The sequence below is a fragment of the Devosia sp. genome (assembly GCF_025809055.1).
GTDB lineage: Bacteria > Pseudomonadota > Alphaproteobacteria > Rhizobiales > Devosiaceae > Devosia.
Window position 1 is genome coordinate 222,020 of record NZ_CP075529.1, and the last position, 19,192, is coordinate 241,211.

General features: G+C 64.1%; 19 protein-coding genes. 10 read left to right on the plus strand and 9 right to left on the minus strand.

The window, feature by feature from the left end:
• Positions 1-5 precede the first annotated feature (5 nt).
• The 5 genes from fabF (at position 6) to KIT02_RS01105 (ending at position 5,443) form a co-directional block, all read left to right on the plus strand.
• A complete protein-coding gene (fabF, locus tag KIT02_RS01085; RefSeq protein WP_297585429.1) occupies positions 6-1,268 on the plus strand; it encodes a beta-ketoacyl-ACP synthase II in 1,263 nt (420 codons plus the stop codon).
• Positions 1,269-1,450: 182 nt separating this feature from the next.
• Positions 1,451-2,560: an endolytic transglycosylase MltG gene (gene mltG / locus KIT02_RS01090; RefSeq protein ID WP_297581130.1), complete on the plus strand. Its 1,110-nt coding sequence runs from the start codon at positions 1,451-1,453 to the stop codon at positions 2,558-2,560.
• A complete protein-coding gene (locus KIT02_RS01095; protein ID WP_297581133.1) occupies positions 2,557-3,444 on the plus strand; it encodes a YicC/YloC family endoribonuclease in 888 nt (295 codons plus the stop codon). Before mltG ends, KIT02_RS01095 begins: the two co-directional genes overlap by 4 nt.
• Before the next feature lie 10 nt (positions 3,445-3,454).
• On the plus strand, positions 3,455-4,093 hold the full coding sequence (gene gmk, locus KIT02_RS01100) for a guanylate kinase (RefSeq protein ID WP_297581136.1): 639 nt from the start codon (positions 3,455-3,457) through the stop codon (positions 4,091-4,093).
• Between the two features lie 114 nt (positions 4,094-4,207).
• On the plus strand, positions 4,208-5,443 hold the full coding sequence (locus KIT02_RS01105; protein ID WP_297581139.1) for an MFS transporter: 1,236 nt from the start codon (positions 4,208-4,210) through the stop codon (positions 5,441-5,443).
• 90 nt (positions 5,444-5,533) lie between these two features.
• Here the strand turns inward: KIT02_RS01105 and rsmA are convergent, their stop codons facing one another.
• The 5 genes from rsmA to KIT02_RS01130 form a co-directional block, all read right to left on the minus strand.
• The gene (rsmA, locus tag KIT02_RS01110) at positions 5,534-6,376 is read right to left on the minus strand and encodes a 16S rRNA (adenine(1518)-N(6)/adenine(1519)-N(6))-dimethyltransferase RsmA (RefSeq protein WP_297581141.1); all 843 of its coding nucleotides are present in this window, start codon (positions 6,374-6,376) and stop codon (positions 5,534-5,536) included.
• Positions 6,373-7,374 carry a 4-hydroxythreonine-4-phosphate dehydrogenase PdxA gene (gene pdxA / locus KIT02_RS01115; RefSeq protein ID WP_297581144.1) on the minus strand — a complete coding sequence of 334 codons (1,002 nt, stop codon included), beginning with the start codon at positions 7,372-7,374 and terminating at the stop codon, positions 6,373-6,375. Before pdxA ends, rsmA begins: the two co-directional genes overlap by 4 nt.
• A 75-nt stretch (positions 7,375-7,449) precedes the next feature.
• Positions 7,450-8,337: a SurA N-terminal domain-containing protein gene (locus KIT02_RS01120; RefSeq protein ID WP_297581146.1), complete on the minus strand. Its 888-nt coding sequence runs from the start codon at positions 8,335-8,337 to the stop codon at positions 7,450-7,452.
• A gap of 113 nt (positions 8,338-8,450) precedes the next feature.
• Entirely contained in the window at positions 8,451-9,521 is a 1,071-nt protein-coding gene (locus KIT02_RS01125) for an LptF/LptG family permease (RefSeq protein ID WP_297581149.1), read from the minus strand.
• Positions 9,518-10,594: an LptF/LptG family permease gene (locus KIT02_RS01130; RefSeq protein WP_297581152.1), complete on the minus strand. Its 1,077-nt coding sequence runs from the start codon at positions 10,592-10,594 to the stop codon at positions 9,518-9,520. The genes KIT02_RS01125 and KIT02_RS01130 overlap by 4 nt, the downstream gene beginning before the upstream one ends.
• A 165-nt stretch (positions 10,595-10,759) precedes the next feature.
• Here KIT02_RS01130 and KIT02_RS01135 point away from each other — a divergent pair, with 165 nt between their 5' ends.
• Together KIT02_RS01135 and KIT02_RS01140 are read left to right on the plus strand one after the other, a co-directional pair.
• On the plus strand, positions 10,760-11,206 hold the full coding sequence (locus KIT02_RS01135) for a DNA polymerase III subunit chi (RefSeq protein WP_297581156.1): 447 nt from the start codon (positions 10,760-10,762) through the stop codon (positions 11,204-11,206).
• A complete protein-coding gene (locus KIT02_RS01140) occupies positions 11,203-11,820 on the plus strand; it encodes a YitT family protein (protein ID WP_297581159.1) in 618 nt (205 codons plus the stop codon). The genes KIT02_RS01135 and KIT02_RS01140 overlap by 4 nt, the downstream gene beginning before the upstream one ends.
• Before the next feature lie 3 nt (positions 11,821-11,823).
• Here the strand turns inward: KIT02_RS01140 and KIT02_RS01145 are convergent, their stop codons facing one another.
• From KIT02_RS01145 to KIT02_RS01155, 3 genes are read right to left on the minus strand one after another with little or no spacing between them, the layout of a single operon-like run.
• On the minus strand, positions 11,824-12,630 hold the full coding sequence (locus KIT02_RS01145) for a DUF4344 domain-containing metallopeptidase (protein ID WP_297581162.1): 807 nt from the start codon (positions 12,628-12,630) through the stop codon (positions 11,824-11,826).
• A gap of 54 nt (positions 12,631-12,684) precedes the next feature.
• On the minus strand, positions 12,685-13,137 hold the full coding sequence (locus KIT02_RS01150; RefSeq protein ID WP_297581164.1) for a cupin domain-containing protein: 453 nt from the start codon (positions 13,135-13,137) through the stop codon (positions 12,685-12,687).
• Entirely contained in the window at positions 13,134-15,002 is a 1,869-nt protein-coding gene (locus KIT02_RS01155) for an ABC-F family ATP-binding cassette domain-containing protein (protein ID WP_297581167.1), read from the minus strand. Before KIT02_RS01155 ends, KIT02_RS01150 begins: the two co-directional genes overlap by 4 nt.
• A 198-nt stretch (positions 15,003-15,200) precedes the next feature.
• On the opposite strand from KIT02_RS01155, the gene KIT02_RS01160 reads away from it, so the two are divergent.
• From KIT02_RS01160 to KIT02_RS01170, 3 genes are all read left to right on the plus strand, one after another.
• Complete coding sequence (locus KIT02_RS01160; protein ID WP_297581170.1) at positions 15,201-15,620, plus strand: hypothetical protein; 420 nt, start codon at positions 15,201-15,203, stop codon at positions 15,618-15,620.
• Between the two features lie 236 nt (positions 15,621-15,856).
• Positions 15,857-16,279 carry a nucleoside-diphosphate kinase gene (gene ndk, locus KIT02_RS01165; RefSeq protein ID WP_297581173.1) on the plus strand — a complete coding sequence of 141 codons (423 nt, stop codon included), beginning with the start codon at positions 15,857-15,859 and terminating at the stop codon, positions 16,277-16,279.
• Between the two features lie 217 nt (positions 16,280-16,496).
• Positions 16,497-18,425 carry a DEAD/DEAH box helicase gene (locus KIT02_RS01170; RefSeq protein ID WP_297581176.1) on the plus strand — a complete coding sequence of 643 codons (1,929 nt, stop codon included), beginning with the start codon at positions 16,497-16,499 and terminating at the stop codon, positions 18,423-18,425.
• Positions 18,426-18,496: 71 nt separating this feature from the next.
• Here the strand turns inward: KIT02_RS01170 and KIT02_RS01175 are convergent, their stop codons facing one another.
• Entirely contained in the window at positions 18,497-19,099 is a 603-nt protein-coding gene (locus KIT02_RS01175; RefSeq protein WP_297581180.1) for a MarR family winged helix-turn-helix transcriptional regulator, read from the minus strand.
• Between the last annotated feature and the right edge of the window lie 93 nt (positions 19,100-19,192).

Below are 19,192 nucleotides of genomic sequence, written 5' to 3' on the forward strand. Positions count from 1 at the left end.
TGCAATTGCGCCGAGTTGTCGTAACCGGGCTGGGACTTGTCACGCCTCTTGGGTGTGGTGTTGAATCCACCTGGACCAATATCCTCGCCGGCAAGAGCGGTGCCAAGCGCATCGACGACTTCGAGATCGACGATATTGCGTGCCAGATCGCCCACCGCATTCCGCTCGGGGACTATGCCGATGGCAAGTACAACCCCGACGAATGGATGGAGGTGAAGGAACAGCGCAAGGTTGATCCTTTCATCGTCTATGCCATGGCTGCGGCTACCCAGGCCATCGAAGATGCCGGCGTCGAACCCAAGACCCCTGAAGAGCAGGAGCGCACCGGCGTTCTGATCGGTTCGGGGATCGGTGGTGTCGGCGGTATCTATGATGCGTCAATCACCCTGCATGAAAAGGGGCCGCGTCGCATCAGCCCCTTCTTCATTCCCGGCCGCCTGATCAACCTGGCCTCCGGCCAGGTCTCGATCCGCTTCGGGCTCAAGGGTCCGAACCATTCGGTGGTCACCGCCTGTTCGACTGGCGCGCACGCCATCGGCGATGCTGCCCGGCTCATTGCCCTCGGCGATGCCGATGTCATGGTCGCCGGCGGCACCGAAAGCTGCGTCAATCGCCTGGCCCTGGCAGGTTTCTCGGCCGCTCGCGCCCTGTCCACGGGCTTCAACGACAATCCGGTCGCCGCATCCCGCCCCTATGACAAGGACCGCGATGGTTTCGTCATGGGCGAGGGCGCCGGTATCGTCGTGCTCGAGGATTACGAGCGGGCCAAGGCCCGCGGCGCCAAGATTTATGGCGAAGTGATCGGTTATGGCCTGTCCGGCGATGCCTATCACATCACCGCGCCGTCGCCCGATGGCGATGGCGGGTTCCGCGCCATGAGTGCTGCCGTCAAACGCGCCGGCATTTCGGCCTCGGAGATCGACTACATCAATGCCCATGGCACCTCGACGCCGCTTGGCGACGAGATCGAACTGGGCGCGGTGACCCGCGTTCTGGGCGATGCCGCCTCCACGGCCGTGATGAGTTCCACCAAGTCCGCTGTTGGCCACCTGCTGGGTGCCGCCGGGTCTGTCGAAGCCATCTTCTGCCTTCTGGCCATGCGCGACAATATCGCGCCGCCCACGCTCAATCTCGACAATCCCTCCGTCGAGACCGAGATCAATCTGGTGCCGCACAAGGCACTCAAGAAGGAAATCAACGTGGCCCTGTCCAACAGCTTCGGCTTTGGCGGTACCAATGCCACCCTGGTGATGCGCAAGGTCAGCTGACGGCGTCCGGGCGATCACTTTTCCACGAATTGTCAGGGGCATGTCGCCGGAACAGGTGACGTGCCCCTTGTCATTCTGGCCGGGCTTGCAAATTATGCCGATGCTTCGCCATAGTTCGGCGCAACGATAAAACAAACGGGCGCCTGCCAGATGGGTGGCCCAATGCGAGTGATGCACTATCCATGAATGAACGCAGAAGGCGGCGCCGCCGGCGCAGCAATGGCTTGATCGACATTCTCAATGGCCTGTTGACCCTGGTTGTCATCGGCCTTGTCGTTCTCGGTGGCGGTTTCATCTTCATCGCGTCGCAATATTATGGCGATGGTCCGACCGCCGAAGAACGGGTGTTCCGGGTCGAATCGGGGAGTTCGCTCACCACCACCGCCGGCCGGCTGGAAGATCAGGGCTTCATCACCAATGCGCTGATTTTCACCCAGTTCGGCAGCCGCGTGGAGCAGAGTTCGGTGGTCAAGGCCGGTGATTTCAGCATTCCGGCCGGCGCCAGCATGTCCGAAATTCTGGTCGAACTGACCGAGGGCAACCCGATCCGCTATGCCGTGACCGTTCCGGAGGGCTGGACCGTCTGGCAGGCCGTGCAACGTCTTCAGGACAATGACGAGTTGACCGGCCAGATCGGTACCCTGCCGCAGGAAGGCTCGATACTGCCGGGCAGCTATGATTATACGCCCGGCGATACCCGCCAGTCCGTGCTTGAAAAGATGCAGCTGGCCATGACCCAGGCCCTGGCCGAAGTCTGGGAGACCCGCCAGCCCGACCTGCCGATTGCCTCGGCGGCGGAAATGCTCATTCTCGCCTCCATCGTCGAAAAGGAAACCGGCGTGGCCAGCGAGCGCCCACAGATTGCTGCGGTGTTCGTCAATCGCCTGCGCGTGGGCATGCGCCTGCAGTCGGACCCGACGATCATCTACGGCATCACCCTGGGGCAATCGACGCTGGATCGCGGCATTCGCCGCTCCGAGATCGAGGCGACGACGCCCTACAACACCTACCAGATCGACGGCTTGCCGCCGACGCCGATTGCCAATCCGGGCATCGAGTCGCTGCGGGCCGTGGCCAACCCGGATAGCCACGATTACCTCTACTTCGTGGCCAAGGGGGCGACACCCAGCGAGGGCCATGTCTTCGCCGAGACCTATGCCGAGCACCAGCAGAACGTGGCCAGGTATCGCGAGATCGCCGCCGAAGCTGCTGCCCAGGCCGAAGCGGAAGCGGCCCGGCAGGCATTGGAAGCAGAAGAGGCCGAACAGGCCGGAAGCGGCGCCGAGCAGTGAGCGCAGCCCTTTCGAGCATGACCGGTTTCGCCCGCGCCGAGCGGCAGGCCGGCGGCCTGCGGGTGCGGCTCGAACTCAAGTCGGTCAATGGACGCGGCCTCGACATGCGCCTGCGCCTGGCGCCGGGTCTCGACGCGGTCGATATCCCGCTGCGCCAGATCGTCTCCCGCGCCCTGAGCCGGGGGTCCATCAATCTCGTCGTCACCCTGGATCAGCCCAGGGGCGGCGGCGCACCCCGCATCAACCAGAAGGTGCTTGGGGCCGTGCTGCTGGCCCTCGACGACCTCAAGCACAGCATCGAGTCCGCGCCGCCTCGCGTCGACGGGATCCTAGCCCTTCCGGGGGTACTGGAATTCGACGATGGGGCCGGCGATCTCGATGAAGACGAACTGTCGGCGCTGATCCTCGCCTGCGCTGGGGAAGCCGTCGACGCCCTCAAGGCCGCCCGCTGCGAAGAAGGCGCGGCCATTGCCGGTGTCCTTTACAGCCAGCTGGATGTCATTGCCGAACTGGTTGAACGCGCCGCCGTCCACCCCGCACGGTCCCGCGAGGCCATCGAGGCGCGCCTCCGCCAGCAGGTGTCCCTGTTGCAGCAGGAGGCGGGCCTGCCGCTCGAACGCATCGCCCAGGAAGCGCTGCTCCTGGCTACCAAGGCCGATATCCAAGAAGAACTCGACCGCCTGCGCGCCCATATCGAGGCCGCCCGCAAACTCATTGCCGAAGGTGGTCCGGTTGGCCGCCGCCTCGATTTCCTGGCCCAGGAATTCAACCGCGAGGCCAATACGCTCTGCTCCAAGTCGAACGCGGTGGACCTCACCGCCATCGGCCTTGACCTCAAGGCGGTGATCGATCAACTACGCGAGCAGGTTCAGAATATCGAGTAGAGTGGGGATCATGGAATTTCAGCGCCGCGGTGTCATGCTGGTGATTGCCTCGCCATCGGGTGCAGGCAAATCCTCCATCTCGCGGTCGCTGTTCGGCGCTGATCCCAATATTCGTCTGTCGGTCTCGGTAACGACGCGCGCCCGCCGCACCGATGAGGTGCACGGCAAGCACTACTATTTCATCGACGTGCCCACCTTCCAGAAGATGGCCCGCGATGGCGAACTGCTGGAAAGCGCCGAAGTCCACGGCAATTTCTACGGCACGCCCCGCGCGCAGGTCGAGGAGCAGTTGGCCGTCGGCAACGACATCCTGTTCGACATCGACTATCAGGGCACGCTGCAGCTTTATGAAAAGTGCCGCGCCGACATGGTGACCGTGTTCATCCTGCCGCCCTCGATCAAGGAATTGCGGGCCCGTCTCGAACGCCGGGCCCAGGACAGCGTCGGCACCATCGAAAAGCGCCTGCGCAATGCCCGCGTCGAGATGGAGCACTTTGACGAATACGACTATGTCATCGTCAATCGCGACCTCGAAGAATCCGTCGCCCGCGTCCGCGCCATCCTGGCCTCGGCCCGTCTCAAGCGTGAGCGCCAGGTGAATTTGGCGAGCTTCGTCAAAGACTTGCAGAGCCAGATAGATTCTCTCTAGCAACTTGAACATGTCCCCCTGTCCAGTCCACCAAGCCGTCATCCCCGCGAAAGTGGGGACCCCTGTTTGGAGCCGCAGGATGACGGAGGTTCCACCCTTCGCGAGGCTGATCCGGTGAGCGATCAGGCCCCCGCCATCCGCCGTGGCACGCTGGAATTTGTCCGGGCCAATATCGCGTTCTTCCTCTCCGCCTTCTCCGTTTTCGCCTCGCTCTATTCCGTGCAGCCATTGCTGCCCATGTTTGCCGAATATTGGGTGCGCGATGCCGGCACTGCCTCGCTGGCGCTCTCGGCAACCACCGCCACCATGGCCGTCGCGCTGATACCGGCCAGCATGCTGGCCGACCGCCTGGGGCGCCGCCGGCTCATCGTCGGCGCCCTGCTGATCACCGCCGCTTTGGGCATGCTGCTGCCGCTGGCCCAGGTCTGGTGGCAATTGATCACCCTCCGCACCCTGATGGGATTTACCCTCGCCGGCATCCCCGCCGTCGCCATGGTCTATCTTTCCGAGGAGATGGACCCCGAAGCGCTGGGCTTTTCCATGGGGCTCTATATCGGCGGCACCGCCATTGGCGGCATGGCCGGGCGGGTGATTTCGGGCATTCTTTCGGATCTGCTCGGCTGGCGACTGGGCACCGGCATCCTGGCCGGAATGATCCTTGTTGCCGCCATTGCCGTTGCCTTCCTCCTGCCAAGGCCGCGTCACTTCGTGCGTGATCCGATCCGGCTCACCGAACTCTGGCGCCGCTGCCGCGCCAGCTTCGACGACGCCGCCTTGCCGTGGCTCTTTGCCGCTTCGTTCCTGCTCATGGGCGGCTTTGTCACGCTCTACAATTATGCCGGCTTCCGCCTGGCCTTGCCGCCCTTCGCGCTCAGCCACTCGGCCATTGCTGCCATTTTCCTCGTCTATCTCTTGGGCAGCGCCAGTTCGACCTGGGCGGGCAGCCTGTCGCAGCGGCTGGGCCGCAGGCTTGTATTCTGGGCGCTTGTGGCCTTGATGACCTCCGGCATGCTGATCACCGCTGTGCCCTCGACCCCGGTCATCATCCTCGGACTCGCCATCGCCACCATGGGGTTTTTCGCCGCCCATGGCGTCGCCAGCGCCTGGGTCACCCGCCGCGCCCGCATCGGCAAGGCCCAGGCCTCGGCCATGTATCTGGTCGCCTATTATCTCGGCGCCTCAATTCTGGGGACCTTGGGCGGCTATGCCTGGACGGCCTGGGGCTGGGCCGGCGTGCTCGCCGTCTGTGGCGGCGCCGCCATCCTCGCGCTTCTGGTCGCCATCCGCCTCGTCTTCGTCGCGCCCTTACCGCTCCCGGAGCGGGCGGCTCCTGCACACCCTCCCCCTTGAGGGGAGGGTAGCGAAGCTAGGCCCAAAGGGCCCTAGCACAGCTAGGGAGGGGGATTCAGCGCAACGCGGTTGCGCGCAGGTATTTCCTGGCTACCGCAACCCCGGCAGCGCCCGTGCCATGGCCAGAAACGCCTCGATCGGCAGGTCCTCGGCCCGCTCGTCGCCCTTGAGCCCGGCAGCGGCAAGCAGCCCCTCGACCGGTACGCCCAGCGATTTGAGCGATTGCCGAACCATCTTCCGACGCTGCCCGAAGGCGGCCTTCGTCACCTGTTCCACCAGTTTGACCGGCAATCCGGCCTCCACCGGCTTGGGCACGATATGCACCACGGCCGAGGTCACGTTGGGCGGCGGCACGAAAGCCTGCCGGCCGACATTGAAGGCGATCCGGGCCTCGCTCCGCCACCCGGCCAGAACGCCCAGGCGTCCATAGGCATCATCGCCCGGCCGCGCCACGATCCGCTCGGCCACCTCCCGCTGGAACATCAGCGTCAGGCTCTCGAAAAACGGCGGCCAGGGCTCCATGGTCAGCCACCCGGTCAGCAATTGCGTGCCGATATTGTAGGGCAGGTTGGCCACGATCCGGGTCGGGCCATCGGCCAGCAGCCGGTAGTCCATTTCCATGGCATCGCCGCCGATCACCGTCAGCCGGCCCGGATAGGCGTCCGAGATTTCCGCCAGCGCCGGCAGCGCCCGCGCATCGCGCTCGATGGCGATCACCTCGCGCGCCCCTTCGGCCAGCAGGGCGCGGGTCAGGCCACCCGGGCCGGGGCCGACTTCGATGATCCGCACGCCCTCGAGCGATCCGCCCACCCGCGCGATCCGGGCGGTGAGGTTGAGATCGAGCAGGAAATTCTGCCCCAGCTCCTTCTTGGCGCGCAGGCCATGCGCCGCGATCACCTCGCGCAGGGGCGGCAATGTATCGATCTGGCTCATAGGTCCTTCGCCGTCATCTGGTGTGCCATGGATATGGCGGCCTCAAAGCTCGATGTCGAGGCCTTGCCGGTTCCGGCCAGGTCGAATGCCGTGCCGTGGTCGGGCGAGGTGCGTACGATCGGCAGGCCCAGCGTGACATTGACCCCGGAGTCGAAAGCCACGGTCTTGATCGGGATCAGCGCCTGGTCGTGATACATGGCCAGAACCGCATCATATTGCCGCCAGTGCGGCGGGTAGAACAGCGTGTCGCCGGGCAGGGGACCCATGGCCTCGATACCCTCAGCCCGCGCATCGGCAATGGCGGGTCCAATGACCTCCACGTCCTCGCGACCGATCGTGCCGCCTTCCCCGGCATGGGGATTGAGCCCCGCCACGGCAATGCGCGGCATGCCGATGCCAAAGCGCTGGCGCAGGTCGTGCGCCATGATCCGCAGCGTGTCGAGGATCAGCCTGCGGCTGATCAGCCCCGGCACGTCGCGCAGCGGCACATGAATGGTCAGCGGCACGGCGCGAAGATCGTCATGCGCCAGCATCATCACCGGCAGCCGTGCCGGGCCGGAACCGGCGCAGAGATCGGCCAGGAACTCGGTATGGCCGGGATGCCGGAAACCGGCGGAATAGAGCGCACCTTTGTGGATTGGAGCAGTGACCACGCCCCGGCTCTTGCCGGTCAGCACCGAGGCCACCGCGGCCTCGATGGCGCCGATGACCACGCGCGCCGAGAGCGGACTGGTCTGCCCCGGATGATCCGGCACCAGGCCCTCGATACTGCGCACGGGCAGGGCGCTGGCGAATGCGTCAGGGGCGCCGGCTTCATCCGTCTCCACCACGGCGATGTCGAGCCCCAGCCGCTGAGCCCGGCTGGCGAGAAAGTCGCGGTGCCCGAAAACGATGAAGGGCGGGAGCTTCAGCGCGGCGCGGCGCGCGAAAACGGAGAGGATGAGGTCAGGGCCGATCCCCGCCGGCTCTCCCATGGTCACGGCCAATGGCTTGGTCATCTTCGCCCCCGAATGTGAAGAGCCGCGCCTCTTGGGCGCGGCTCGCAATGGCTTGGCGCTGGCACCAGCGTCAGATCAGTTGAAGATGATCTTGGCGCTGCTGCGCAGGCGGGCCAGCAGGGCGTCGGCTTCGCGTTTCACGGCATCGCCACCGCTGGCTTCGCGGATTTCGTCCTTCACGAAAGTCAGGTCCTGCGCCTGCACCTTTTCACACACGGCGAGCATGGAAACCCCGTTCTCGACGACGCGCGGCTTGGTGATGCCGCCCACATTGAGCCCGGCCAGTTCCTTGGCGATTGCATCGGGAACCTGGGTGGCGTGGCGGCGGCCCACATCGACGACTGCCGCGTCGGTAAAGGCCAGCGACAGTTCAACGGCGCTGTCGCAGCCGGCAAAGCTGGAGCGGTAGCGATTGGCCTGGCCCTGGCGGCCGCTGCCCACGAAGATGATTTCCTTGAGGATATAGTCGAAGTTCTGATAGGCGGCGACCTGCTGGGCGGCCTGCTGGTCGAGTTCGAGCTCGGAGATCTGGGCGCTCGAGGCCACGGTCTGCTGCACCACGCTGTTCCAGGCAATGGCTGCGCGCAGCCGGACCTTGAGCGTGTCGATATTGACGCCCTGCTGGGTCAGCATCTGTTCGAGCCGGTCCCGGCTCACCTTGACGTTGCGTGCCACCTGCAGGAAGGCCTCGTCCACCTGCGAATTGGAAACGCTGATGCCAAGGCGGCTGGCTTCCTGCAGCTGGATGGCCTCGTTGATCAGCTGCTCCATGGCGCCGTTGCGCCCGGTGCTGTTGCCTTCCAGCCGGAACAGGCGCAGGCGCTGGTCGATCTGCACGTCGCTGATCGCCTCGCCATTGACGGTCACCACCGTGGCGGCGAATGCCGGCAGCGCTGCGGTCAGCGCCAGCGTCAGTCCGAGAACCAGGGCGCCGACAGCGCGCCGAAAATCAGCAAAGGTCATGATAGTTTCCGCTCGTTCCTGAGAACGCCTTCAATGCGGCGTCCGTCCCTCGGTGTCAATTGCCGCACGAATACGGCCAAAATCGGTGTGGCGCGGGCCATCGGGCCCGGTCATCACGTCCATCCATCTTCCTTGTACAACAGCACGGACAGGCCCGCCACTATCGCGACCAGTGCCGGGCCCACGGCCGCAAAGGTCGGGTTGAGCACGCCGGACGTGCCCGCCCGGTCTGCCATTTCCGTGATGATGAACACCAGAAACCCCAGCACGATGCCATAGAGCACCGAGGGCCCGAGTTGCGTATTGCGGCTATAGCCCGCGGTGAAGGCGAAGGCGATGAACAGCGAGCCGGTCAGCACCAGCGGCAATGCCAGAAGTTTGATCAGCCGCATGCTGGCCGCGGCCAAGATGTCGGGGTCTTCGACGCCCTCGGCCAATAGGGCCGAAAGCTCGAAGAACGTCATGTCCTCGGTCGAGGCAAGTTTCAGGCTGATCTCGGCGGCGGTGGAGCTAGTGGGAATGCGGTAGTCGCTGACGACAGTCGCCGGCCCGTCCGAACGCTGGATCGCGGCGACCGGAAACACCCAGTTCCCGCCTTCGAGCGTGGCGGTCGTTGCTTCCAGCCGGGGGATGTTGCTCTCGCCCAGCGGAAAGACCTGCACATTCTGCAATTCCTGCCCGCCATTGACCATGGCGAGCGCCATCAGCACGTAGTTGGCATCGCCGCTGCGCTGTTCCAGCCAGACTTCGCCCGTCGGTGTCGCCTGCGATGTCTGGCCGGGCGGCGTCGGGCTGAGTTGCCGGTTGATCTGGGTACTGACTGTCTCGGCCCCGAGCGCGATGGCGAAACTGGCCAGCACCAGCGCGATGGTGGGCGCGCGGATGATCTTCCAGATGGAAATGCCCGTCGCCTTGATCACCGTCAATTCGCGGCGCAGCTTGAGATCGACAATACCCAGAATGGCCCCGAGCAGCACCGTCACCGGCAGGGTCTTGATGGTCCAACGCACTGCGCTCATCGCCACCATCACGATAGCCATGAAGGTGCCGTTCTCGCGCGACACCACGGTGAAGCGCCAGGTGTCGAGCGACTCCACCAGCGCGATGATGCCGTAGAAGATGAATACGGTGGCGCCGATGCGCGAGGCCAGCCGGGCCAGTACCAGTCGGTCGATACGGGTCATGCCGGCACCGCCTCTTCGGGAATGGGTCTGCGCGGCCAGAGACGCATCGCCAGCACACCGCCCGATCCGATGATGAGCAGCACGGAGCCCGTCGCGACCCCCAGGGGACTATACGAACCGATGCCCCGCTCGGCGAAGGCGACCAGGAGGACGATGGCCTCGAGCGGCAGCCGGAAGCGGGCGCGCCGGCCGCTGGGAAAAGCCGCGAGTGCCAGGACGAACATGCAGATGCCGATCACCCGCACGGCCTCGGCATTCCGGGTCGTCAGGCGCTGCACCACCGATTCCCGCCACTTCCCTGATTCCATCGTCTCGGCGACGATGTCGAAGGAGTTCATCTGCCCGAGACGGTCGGCAACCGCGACCTGCTGGGCCAGGCTTTCGACGCTCAGATTATAGCGGGAGAACCGCACCTCCGAATAAGCCCCGTCCTTGTCCTCGGATTGGATGACACCATTGCGCAGCTCCAGCAGATACTTGTCGCCATCGGCCAGCACGCGGGCGCTTTCGGCGACATAGGTCCGGCGCTGGTTCTCGACCCGCCGGTCGTCGGCAAAGAAATTGACGATCTCGCCGTCCATTTCGCGCCCGCCGATCAGCAGCACCACATTGGGCGTCACCTGGGTGAAGCGGTTGGGACGCAGGGTCGAACTGACCAGGTCCGCGGCCACGCTTTCATTCAGCAAGTTGAGTTGTCGCTTTGCCATCGGCTCCACGAAATTGGACAGGAACAGCACGAATACCGCAGCCAATACTGCCACCAGCGCCGTGGCCCGCCAGATGGCGCCAATGCCCCCGCTGGTGTGGATGATGTGCAGTTCATGGCTGGTCTGCAGCGCCGACAGCGCCCGCGCCAGTCCGATGCCGACGCAGATGTAGAAGAAGGAGATAGCCAGCTCCGGCATGGCGTAGAGGGCCTGAATGGCCAAGGTATCAAAACCCTGGCCCTTGACCGACACGATGTCGAAAGCGCGCAGGCAGTTCACCAGCCACAGCAGCAGGCAGACGATGGCAAACAGGGCCAGCGCGTCGATGGCAAAGAGCCGCGTCAGGTAGAGGGTGAGCTTCTTCATGCAGGCGGCGGGGCGTCCGTTCGGATGTGGCGCGAGTCGGCGCAGACCTTGCTGGTTTTCGCCGTCGTGGGCAAGATCGCGTCAAACCGCGGCCAAACAAAGTCGCATCCTCGACATGCGCTGGGCCATATGGAGAATCCATGAGCCTGACGCTATGGTCCGCGCATGGCTGAGATCTTGTTCTATCATCTGGAAGCGCGCCCGCTGGAAGCTGTGGTGCCGCAATTGCTTGAAAAGACCCTGGAGCGCGGCTGGCGGGCCGTGGTCGAGGTGGGATCGAGCGAACGCGCCGAAGCGCTCGATGCCCATCTCTGGACCTTTCGCGACGATGCCTTTCTGCCCCATGGCCTGGCGGGAGAAGAGCATGAGGCCAGCCAGCCCATCCTGCTCACCACCGGCACCGACAATCCCAACGGTGCCAATGTGCGTTTCTTCGTCGATCGCGCCGTGCCGCAGGACGCCGGCACCTATGAACGCCTCGTCTATCTGTTTTCCGGGCACGATCCCGACGCGCTGGCCGAGGCCCGCCTCGCCTGGAAGGCCCTGCGCGACGGCAATGCCGTGACCTACTGGCAGCAGGAAGGCGACGGCCGCTGGGTGAAAAAGGCATGACGCCGGACCTTACCTCCCCCAGCCACCATCGCTGGTACGAAGACATTTTCGCGATTTTCATCGGCACGACGCTGGTGTCGCTGGGCATCGCCTTCTATGCCGAAGCGCAGCTGACCACCGGCTCCAGCGCCGGTCTCGCCCTGCTGCTGCAATATGTGACGGGCATTCCCTTCGGCTGGCTGTTCTTTGCCATCAACCTGCCGTTTTACGGCCTGGCCTTCATGCGCATGGGCTGGCCCTTTGCGGTCAAGACCATCGCCAGCGTTGCCATCGTGTCCTACTTCAGCGGCCAGTTCCCCGGCTGGATCGGCATTGATCGCATCGATCCGCTCTTTGCCTCGCTTGTGGGCGGGGGCCTGATGGGCCTGGGCATCCTGTCCCTGTTCCGTCACAAGGCCAGCGTTGGCGGCATCAATATCCTGGCGCTCTATCTCCAGGACAATTTCGGCATCCGCGCCGGCTATTTCCAGCTTGGGGTCGATGCCGTCATCCTGGTCGCGGCCTTCTTCATCCTGCCCTTCGATCGGGTGATCTATTCGATCCTGGGGGCGCTTGTGCTCAACATGATCATCGCCCTCAACCATCGTCCAGGGCGATATGTCGGGTTCAGCTGAAGCCTATTCCCGCAGGTCGGCCGCATAGAGATCGATAAAATCCTGCATCAGCTCGTAGCAGAAGATGATCTCGATGGTGTTGGGGTCATAGAAGGCATTGGCCTCGTCGCAGCGCCGGGCGGTGAAGGTCACCGGATTTTTCAGGCGATAGCCGTGCCGCAGGTGGTCGGCCACCTTGTCGAAGACGCCGCTGGCCCGAAAGGCGCGCTCTGCCAGCCGCAGCCGCCGCCCGCCATCGCGATAGGTCACATTGACCTCGGTGCCGCCATTGGCCCCCGCCACCTTGTCGGCGAGCAGAGAGGCCAGGCTCCGGTCCACCAGGTCATAATCCCAGCGGCATGAATCCTGGCGCTCGCGCGGGATCTGGTGGAAGGTGGCCATCTCGCGGAAGGCGGCGCCATTGCTGCCGACCATGAGACACAGGATCTGCATGGCCCTTTCCTTGTCGAGGCTGTAGCCGTCCGAATAATCTTCTTCATAGGTGCCGCTGCCATAGGCCACCCCCGAAAGCAGCCAGCCCTTGATCGACCGCTCCAGCGTGTCATAGGCATCCGGCGTGCCCTCGCTGATCAGCGTCCAGGTCGCGTAATTGTCGGCGGCGTCTTCCTCATAGCCGAGAACCGGCAGGCCCAATTGGTCGATCAGCACATGGCCGACTTCGTGATAGAGCACGAACAGGCTGTTGCTCTCGGCAAAGCGCAGGATATCGGCGCGCTCCGCCTTGCTGAAGCTGGAGAGGTCCTGCGCTTGCGCCGGCGCTGCGAGCATCATCGCCTGAACGGCGAAAACCAGGGCAGTAAGCAGACGCATGGACTAGTCTCCGGTCTTGGGAAGCATCATCAAGAGGGTAAGGTCACGGACCTGTCAACGCGCGTCCCCGGGTTTGGTGAAGGCGCCCGGTTCCCAGCCGGGCGGCGCCATCTCGAAGCCGGAAAAATCGAAACCCGGCGCCACGGTGCAGCCCACCAGTGTCCAGTCCCCGGTGCTGCGCGCCGACTGCCAGATACCCTTTGGCACCACAAATTGCGGACGCTGCCCCGCGCCCAAGTCCGGGCCCAGCTGGCAGGTGTCGAGGCTCACCCCATCGGACACGCGCAGGTCAAGCGGCGCCCCCGAATAGAAATGCCAGACCTCCACCGCATCGACCCGATGCCAGTGCGATTGATCTCCGGATTCCAGGAGATAATAGATCGCCGTGGACTGCGCACGCCCCGCGCCATTGGCTTCATCCTTGAAGGTTTGCACGAACCAGCCGCCTTCCGGGTGGCGCTCCATGCCCAGGGTAAAGATGATGTCCTTGGCGGTGAGCCGGGTCATGCACGCTCCGCGGTTTCGAGCTCGGCGCTCAGCGCCAGCCAGTTTTCTTCGGTGGTCGACAGGTCGGCGCTGTAGCGCGCCTTGTCCTTGCCCAACGCAATCACGCGCTCGGGCGATCCGTTGTAAACTTTGGGATCGGCCAGCTGCGCCTCGATTTTCTCGATTTCCCCGTTCAAACGGGCCATTCTGGTTTCCGCATCCTTAATGGAGGCCTTGAGCGGCGCCAGTTCGGCCCGCCGGGCCGCCGCCTCCTGCTTGGAAAGCTTGCGCGCGCCGGTGCCGCCACCGCTGCCCTTGCCATCCTTGCTCGACGTGATGCTGCGCTGGTAGCTGTCGAGATCCTCGTCCAGTTCGCGGATCGTGCCGCCCTCGGCGATCCACAGCGTGTCGCAGGTCGCTTCGATCAGGTGCCGGTCGTGGCTGATGATCAGTACCGCGCCCTCATATTCGTTGAGGGCGTGAACCAGCGCGTCGCGGCTATCGATGTCGAGATGGTTGGTCGGTTCGTCCAGGATCATCATCGAGGGGCCCGAAAAGGTGATGAGCCCCATCAGAAGCCGCGCCCGCTCGCCGCCGGAGAGGTTCTTCGCCTTGGTGTCCATGCGGCTGGTGGTCAGCCCCATCTGGGCCAGCCGGCTCCGGCGCTTGGCCTCGTTGTCCATCGGCATCAGCGAGGCGACGTGTTCCAGCGGCGTCTGCTCGGGCACCAGCTTGTCCATCTGGTGCTGGGCGAAATGGGCAATGTCGAGCTTCTTGTTGATCCGCATCGTGCCATCGATGGCCGGAATGTCGCCGGCCAGCAGTTTGGCGAAAGTCGATTTGCCATTGCCGTTGACGCCGATCAGCGCAATGCGGGCATCGGGGTCGATGCGCTGGGTGACATGGCGCAGGATGACCTTGTCGCCATAGCCGGTGGAAACACCGTCCAGCGTGATCATCGGCGTCGGCAGCTCGACCTTGGGCTGCTGGAAGCGGAACGGGGCGGAATGCTCGTCGAACATGGCCGCGGGCGGGCGAAGCTTTTCGATCATCTTCACGCGCGCCTGCGCCTGCTTGGCCTTGCTGGCCTTGGCCTTGAAGCGGTCCACGAACTTCTGCAGATGCGCGATCTGGTCCAGCGTCTTTTCGCGGCTCTTGTTGTTGAGCTCCATCTGCATCCGGCGGGTTTCTTCAAACGTGTCGTAATTGCCCTTGTAAAAGGTCAGCTTGCGATGCTCGAGATGCACGATGGAATTGACCGCCTTGTTGAGCAGGTCGCGATCATGGCTGATGAGAAAGACCGTATAGGGGTAGGTGGCCAGGTACTTTTCCAGCCACAGCGTGCCTTCGAGGTCGAGATAGTTGGTCGGCTCGTCCAGCAGCAGCAGGTCCGGCTGGCTGAACAGCACCGCCGCCAGCGCCACGCGCATCCGCCAGCCACCGGACAATTCGCGCGTCGGCCCGTTCTGCCGGTCCTGCTCGAAGCCGAGCCCCTTGAGGATCGCCGAGGCCCGCGCTTCGGCGGTGTGGGCATCGATATCGGCCAGGCGCGTATAGATTTCCCCGATCCGGTCCGGATCGGTCGCCGTCTCTGCCTCGGCCATCAGCGCCGTACGTTCCTTGTCGGCGGCCAGAACCACGTCGAGCACGGACTCATCCCCGGCCGGGGCTTCCTGCGCCACGGCCCCGATCCGCGCCTTGCGGTTGACGTCCGTCGAGCCTGCGTCCGCAGCCAGATGCCCCTGGATCAGATGGAACAGCGTGGTCTTGCCAGTGCCGTTCTTGCCGACGAAGCCGGCCTTGGTGCCATCGGGCAGCGTCAGGTTGGCGTCTTCGAGCAGCACGCGGCCCTGGATGCGATAGGTGAGGTTATTGATGGTCAACATGGCGAAAGGCACGATCCGGAAATGGCGTGTCGGCAGGCGAAAGCGCTGGCAGGCAGCGGAGCCGCGACATCTGGTGCTGGCTGGATACGGTTATCCCGCGGCTTAGGCAACCGCCGGACACGCTATCGCCGAATTTGCCGCGCATCCAAGTGATGGGGCGGGTGTTTTGAACGCAAAACCATTTCGACAGGAAAACCCATGTCTGCCAATCGCATCGCCGCCATCGCACTTGCAGCAACGGCCCTGGCCCTGCCGGCTCTGGCCCAGGACAAGTCCCCCGAAAAATCCAAGGACGCACCCGCGCCGGCAGAGACAATGCCCCTGCGGGACCTCGACGCCACCCGCATCAATCCCAATCAGATCACCATCGAATTCGAATATGACGGCGGCGCCTGCGAGGAGGTTGGTCCCGCAGAAGTCGGTGAACTGGTCGATGGCACGCTGGCCGTGACCTTCCCGACCATTTCCACCGCCGAAGTCTGCACCATGCAGGTGGTGGAAATCGAAGTCGAACAGACCATCCAGGCCGAGCACATCATCTCGCTCATCGACGTAACCCTCACTCGCCCCGACGGCTCGGTTCTGGCCACCGGATCAACCGACGTCGACGCGGACTGATCACAGCAGTCCCCAAACGCGCCCGGATGACACAACAAGCACCGGACTCTACCTCCCCCTCGATGGGGGAGGTAGCGCAGCTTGGCCAACGGCCTAGCAAAGCTAGGTGGGGGTGCTCTGAGGGGCGCCCACCCGCACCAGCAACATACAACCCCTGCCAAAGCCCCGTCTTGCGCGCGACACAAGCTCCCGCTAAAAGGCGCCACCTTTCCCAAGAAAAACTAGGACTGACCGCCATGGCGATCGAACGCACCTTCTCCATCATCAAGCCCGATGCCGTCCGCCGCAACCTGATCGGCAAGATCGTCGCCAAGTTCGAAGAGAACGGCCTGCGCCCGATCGCGATGAAGAAGATCCACATGACCCGCGCCCAGGCCGAAGGCTTCTACGCGGTTCACAAGGAACGCCCCTTCTTCGGCGAACTGGTCGAGCAGATGATTGCTTCCCCGGTTGTCGTGCAGGTCCTCGAAGGCGAAGGCGCGATCCTCAAGAACCGTGAGATCATGGGCGCCACCAATCCGGCCAACGCCGCCGAAGGCACCATCCGCAAGGAATTCGCCCTGTCCGTCGGTGAAAACTCGGTCCACGGCTCCGACGCCCCGGAAACCGCCGCCCAGGAAATCAAGTTCTTCTTCGGCGATGATGAACTGGTTGGGTGAGACCCGACGGCTGGTTCTGACCAGCCGGCAAATCGCTCCGGTGGAGCGATTTGAGGGTCGAACGCCCTGAGCCCTGCGAAGGGCTGGGGCGATCTTTCCTCCAGCACCAAATCCCAGGCCGCCCGCCGGGCGGCCTTTTTGCTTGCTTGCGCAACAAATGTCATAGTCACCCACACCGAGCGGAAATGCGCATTTCGCGCAGCACCGAAAGCCCCTGATGTCCCTGCCCGAAACCATTTCCGCCCCCATCGCGCTCGCCCTTGCCGCAAAAGGCTATGACAGCCTGACGGCGGTCCAGTCCGCCGTGCTCGAAGCGGAAGCCGATGGTCGCGACCTGCTCGTCTCCGCCCAGACCGGTTCGGGCAAGACCGTCGCCTTCGGCATGGCCATTGCCCCCACGCTGCTCGGCGCCACCGATATGCCGCCGCCGCCCGGCGCGCCGCTGGCCCTTGTCATTGCCCCGACACGCGAGCTGGCCATGCAGGTTCGGCGCGAGCTTGACTGGCTCTATGAAAAGACAGGCGCCCAGACTGCGGCTGGCGTCGGCGGCATGGATCAGCGGACCGAGCGCCGGGCGCTCGAACGCGGCGCCCATATCGTCGTCGGCACCCCCGGCCGCCTGCGCGACCACATCACCCGCGGCGCCCTCGACATGTCCGAGTTGCGCGCCGTGGTGCTGGACGAGGCCGATGAAATGCTCGACCTGGGCTTTCGCGAAGACCTCGAATTCATCCTCGCCGCCGCGCCGGAAGATCGCCGTACCCTGCTGTTTTCGGCGACCGTGCCGCGCCCCATTGCTGAACTCGCCAAGACCTTCCAGCGCGATGCCCTGCGCATTTCGGCGACAAGCTCCAGCGAGCAGCATGCCGACATCGACTACAAGCTCATGGCCGTTCCCGCCGCCGAGCGCGAAAATGCCGTCATCAACACGCTGCTCTGGTACGAAAGCACCAATACCATCGTCTTCGCCTCCACTCGTGAGGCGGTGAAGCATCTGTCGGCCCGCCTCCACAATCGGGGTTTTGACGTCGTCACGCTGTCGGGCGAACTGACCCAGGCCGAACGCACCAATGCACTGCAATCCATGCGCGATGGCCGTGCCCGCATCTGCGTCGCCACCGACGTCGCTGCGCGCGGCATCGACCTGCCCAATCTCGATCTGGTCATCCATGCCGACCTGCCGATGAATGCCGAAACGCTCCTGCATCGCTCCGGCCGAACCGGCCGGGCAGGGCGCAAGGGTACCTGCGTCGTCATCGCGCCCGCTCATCGCAAGCGCGTCGCGCTCTCCATTCTCCGGACTGCAAAAGTCGAGGCCGAGACCATCGCGCCGCCCTCGGCTGAGGCCATCGACACGCGCTATCGCGAGTCCATTCTCACAAATTCGCTTTTGAGTGACCAAATCACCGAAGATGAGCAGGTCAGTGTTAGCAGTCTGCTAGCCAAATGGGCCCCGGAGGCACTGGCTGCTGCCTACCTGCGCCTGCAATTGGCGGCCCGCCCGATCCCCGAAGAGGTCACCGAACTGGCGCTCGACGACCAGCGGACGCCCCGCACCCGCGAGGCATTTGCCGGGGGGTCGTGGTTCAAGATCAATGTCGGCCGCAAGCAGCGCGCCGAGCCGCGCTGGCTCCTGCCGATCATCTGCAAGGCGGGCGGGGTCACCAAGCAAGCCATTGGTTCCATTCGTATTTTCGACACCGAAACGATTTTCGAGATCGCCGCCGACAAGGTGGATTCCTTCCTGCGTTCGGTCGGCAAGAACGGCACAGGCGAAAAGGGCGTTTATATAAACGGCGTCGATGGCCCCGGTGAACGCCCCGAGCGTCCTCAGTCCCGCCGCCGCCCGCCCGGCCCGCCGGAAAAATACGACCCGATGAAGCCGCGACCGGAAAAGGCCGACCGCAAGGAACGCTACGCAAAACCGAAGTCCGATGACTTCGAAAGCTTCATGGAAACGCCGCGTCCGCCGCGTGAGGCGAGGCCTGCGAAAGCCGCAAAGCCTTATGCGGCAAAGGAAAAACCCGTATCCAAGGACAAGGGCAAGCCGAAATGGTCAAAGCCCACGGCCGAGGGCGAACCACGCCCGCCCAAGAAAAAGCCGGCCAAGTCCAAGGATCACAAGAAGAAGCGCGCAGACGACTGAGGGGGAACTTATCCCCCTCGTAAACGCTCGCATTAGAGTGCGGGCCAAAAACGGATCAGGGCTCGTGGTGATCAGGCCGCAGCATCGGCTCCCGCGCCGGCTGGCGAAAGTGCCGCTATTTCCGCCGCGTATTTCTCCGCTGCCGCATCAATGCCGTCTGTCCAGCCGGCAAACCGCTTGAGTAGCGGCACGAAACTGGCGACGTCCTCCGCAGGCCATGCGTTGAGAAAATCACCCATGATCAGGTACTTATAGGCCCGCACCGCCTCCACCACAGCGCGGCCCTTGTCGGTTAGCTCGATGATCGTCCGCCGCGCGTCAGCCTGGCTGACGGCCCTGCGGGCAAAACCCAGTTCGACCATTTCGCTGACCAGCCTGCTCGCCCGGGACGGGTCGATGTTGAGCCGCTCGGCCACGCTGGCCACCATGGTTTCCCCTTCCACGGCGCCGAATTCCGGTGTCGGCCCTTCGATGGCCACCAGCACGTCAAGCTGCGCCAGATCGATGCCGATTTTCAGGTCGGTAAGAGCCTTGTGACCCAATTCGCGCTTCATGGCCCGCCGTCGCCATTGCTGCAACATGCCGTCGATATCCATGACGGCCTCGGCCGTTGCGGCATCGATACCAGCATTGCGCAGCAGCGCGTTCAGTTCGGTCTTGTCACTCAAAGGCATGGCAGCTCTCGCTGATTTGCATGAAACGAGCAATTACGTGCTATTGACATGTAATTGCCGAGGGCACATGTATGCCCGCACATGATTTTCCGC

What these genes read in the sequence shown, in the direction of transcription:
- pdxA (WP_297581144.1), bottom strand. Translation starts at nt 7,374, where the DNA reads ATGACCAAGCCATTGGCCGTGACCATGGGAGAGCCGGCGGGGATCGGC.
- KIT02_RS01170 (WP_297581176.1), top strand. Translation starts at nt 16,497, where the DNA reads ATGTCCCTGCCCGAAACCATTTCCGCCCCCATCGCGCTCGCCCTTGCC.
- KIT02_RS01160 (WP_297581170.1), top strand. Translation starts at nt 15,201, where the DNA reads ATGTCTGCCAATCGCATCGCCGCCATCGCACTTGCAGCAACGGCCCTG.
- mltG (WP_297581130.1), top strand. Translation starts at nt 1,451, where the DNA reads ATGAATGAACGCAGAAGGCGGCGCCGCCGGCGCAGCAATGGCTTGATC.
- KIT02_RS01125 (WP_297581149.1), bottom strand. Translation starts at nt 9,521, where the DNA reads ATGACCCGTATCGACCGACTGGTACTGGCCCGGCTGGCCTCGCGCATC.
- KIT02_RS01155 (WP_297581167.1), bottom strand. Translation starts at nt 15,002, where the DNA reads ATGTTGACCATCAATAACCTCACCTATCGCATCCAGGGCCGCGTGCTG.
- KIT02_RS01135 (WP_297581156.1), top strand. Translation starts at nt 10,760, where the DNA reads ATGGCTGAGATCTTGTTCTATCATCTGGAAGCGCGCCCGCTGGAAGCT.
- gmk (WP_297581136.1), top strand. Translation starts at nt 3,455, where the DNA reads ATGGAATTTCAGCGCCGCGGTGTCATGCTGGTGATTGCCTCGCCATCG.
- KIT02_RS01150 (WP_297581164.1), bottom strand. Translation starts at nt 13,137, where the DNA reads ATGACCCGGCTCACCGCCAAGGACATCATCTTTACCCTGGGCATGGAG.
- KIT02_RS01145 (WP_297581162.1), bottom strand. Translation starts at nt 12,630, where the DNA reads ATGCGTCTGCTTACTGCCCTGGTTTTCGCCGTTCAGGCGATGATGCTC.
- ndk (WP_297581173.1), top strand. Translation starts at nt 15,857, where the DNA reads ATGGCGATCGAACGCACCTTCTCCATCATCAAGCCCGATGCCGTCCGC.
- KIT02_RS01175 (WP_297581180.1), bottom strand. Translation starts at nt 19,099, where the DNA reads ATGCCTTTGAGTGACAAGACCGAACTGAACGCGCTGCTGCGCAATGCT.
- KIT02_RS01130 (WP_297581152.1), bottom strand. Translation starts at nt 10,594, where the DNA reads ATGAAGAAGCTCACCCTCTACCTGACGCGGCTCTTTGCCATCGACGCG.
- KIT02_RS01140 (WP_297581159.1), top strand. Translation starts at nt 11,203, where the DNA reads ATGACGCCGGACCTTACCTCCCCCAGCCACCATCGCTGGTACGAAGAC.
- KIT02_RS01120 (WP_297581146.1), bottom strand. Translation starts at nt 8,337, where the DNA reads ATGACCTTTGCTGATTTTCGGCGCGCTGTCGGCGCCCTGGTTCTCGGA.
- rsmA (WP_297581141.1), bottom strand. Translation starts at nt 6,376, where the DNA reads ATGAGCCAGATCGATACATTGCCGCCCCTGCGCGAGGTGATCGCGGCG.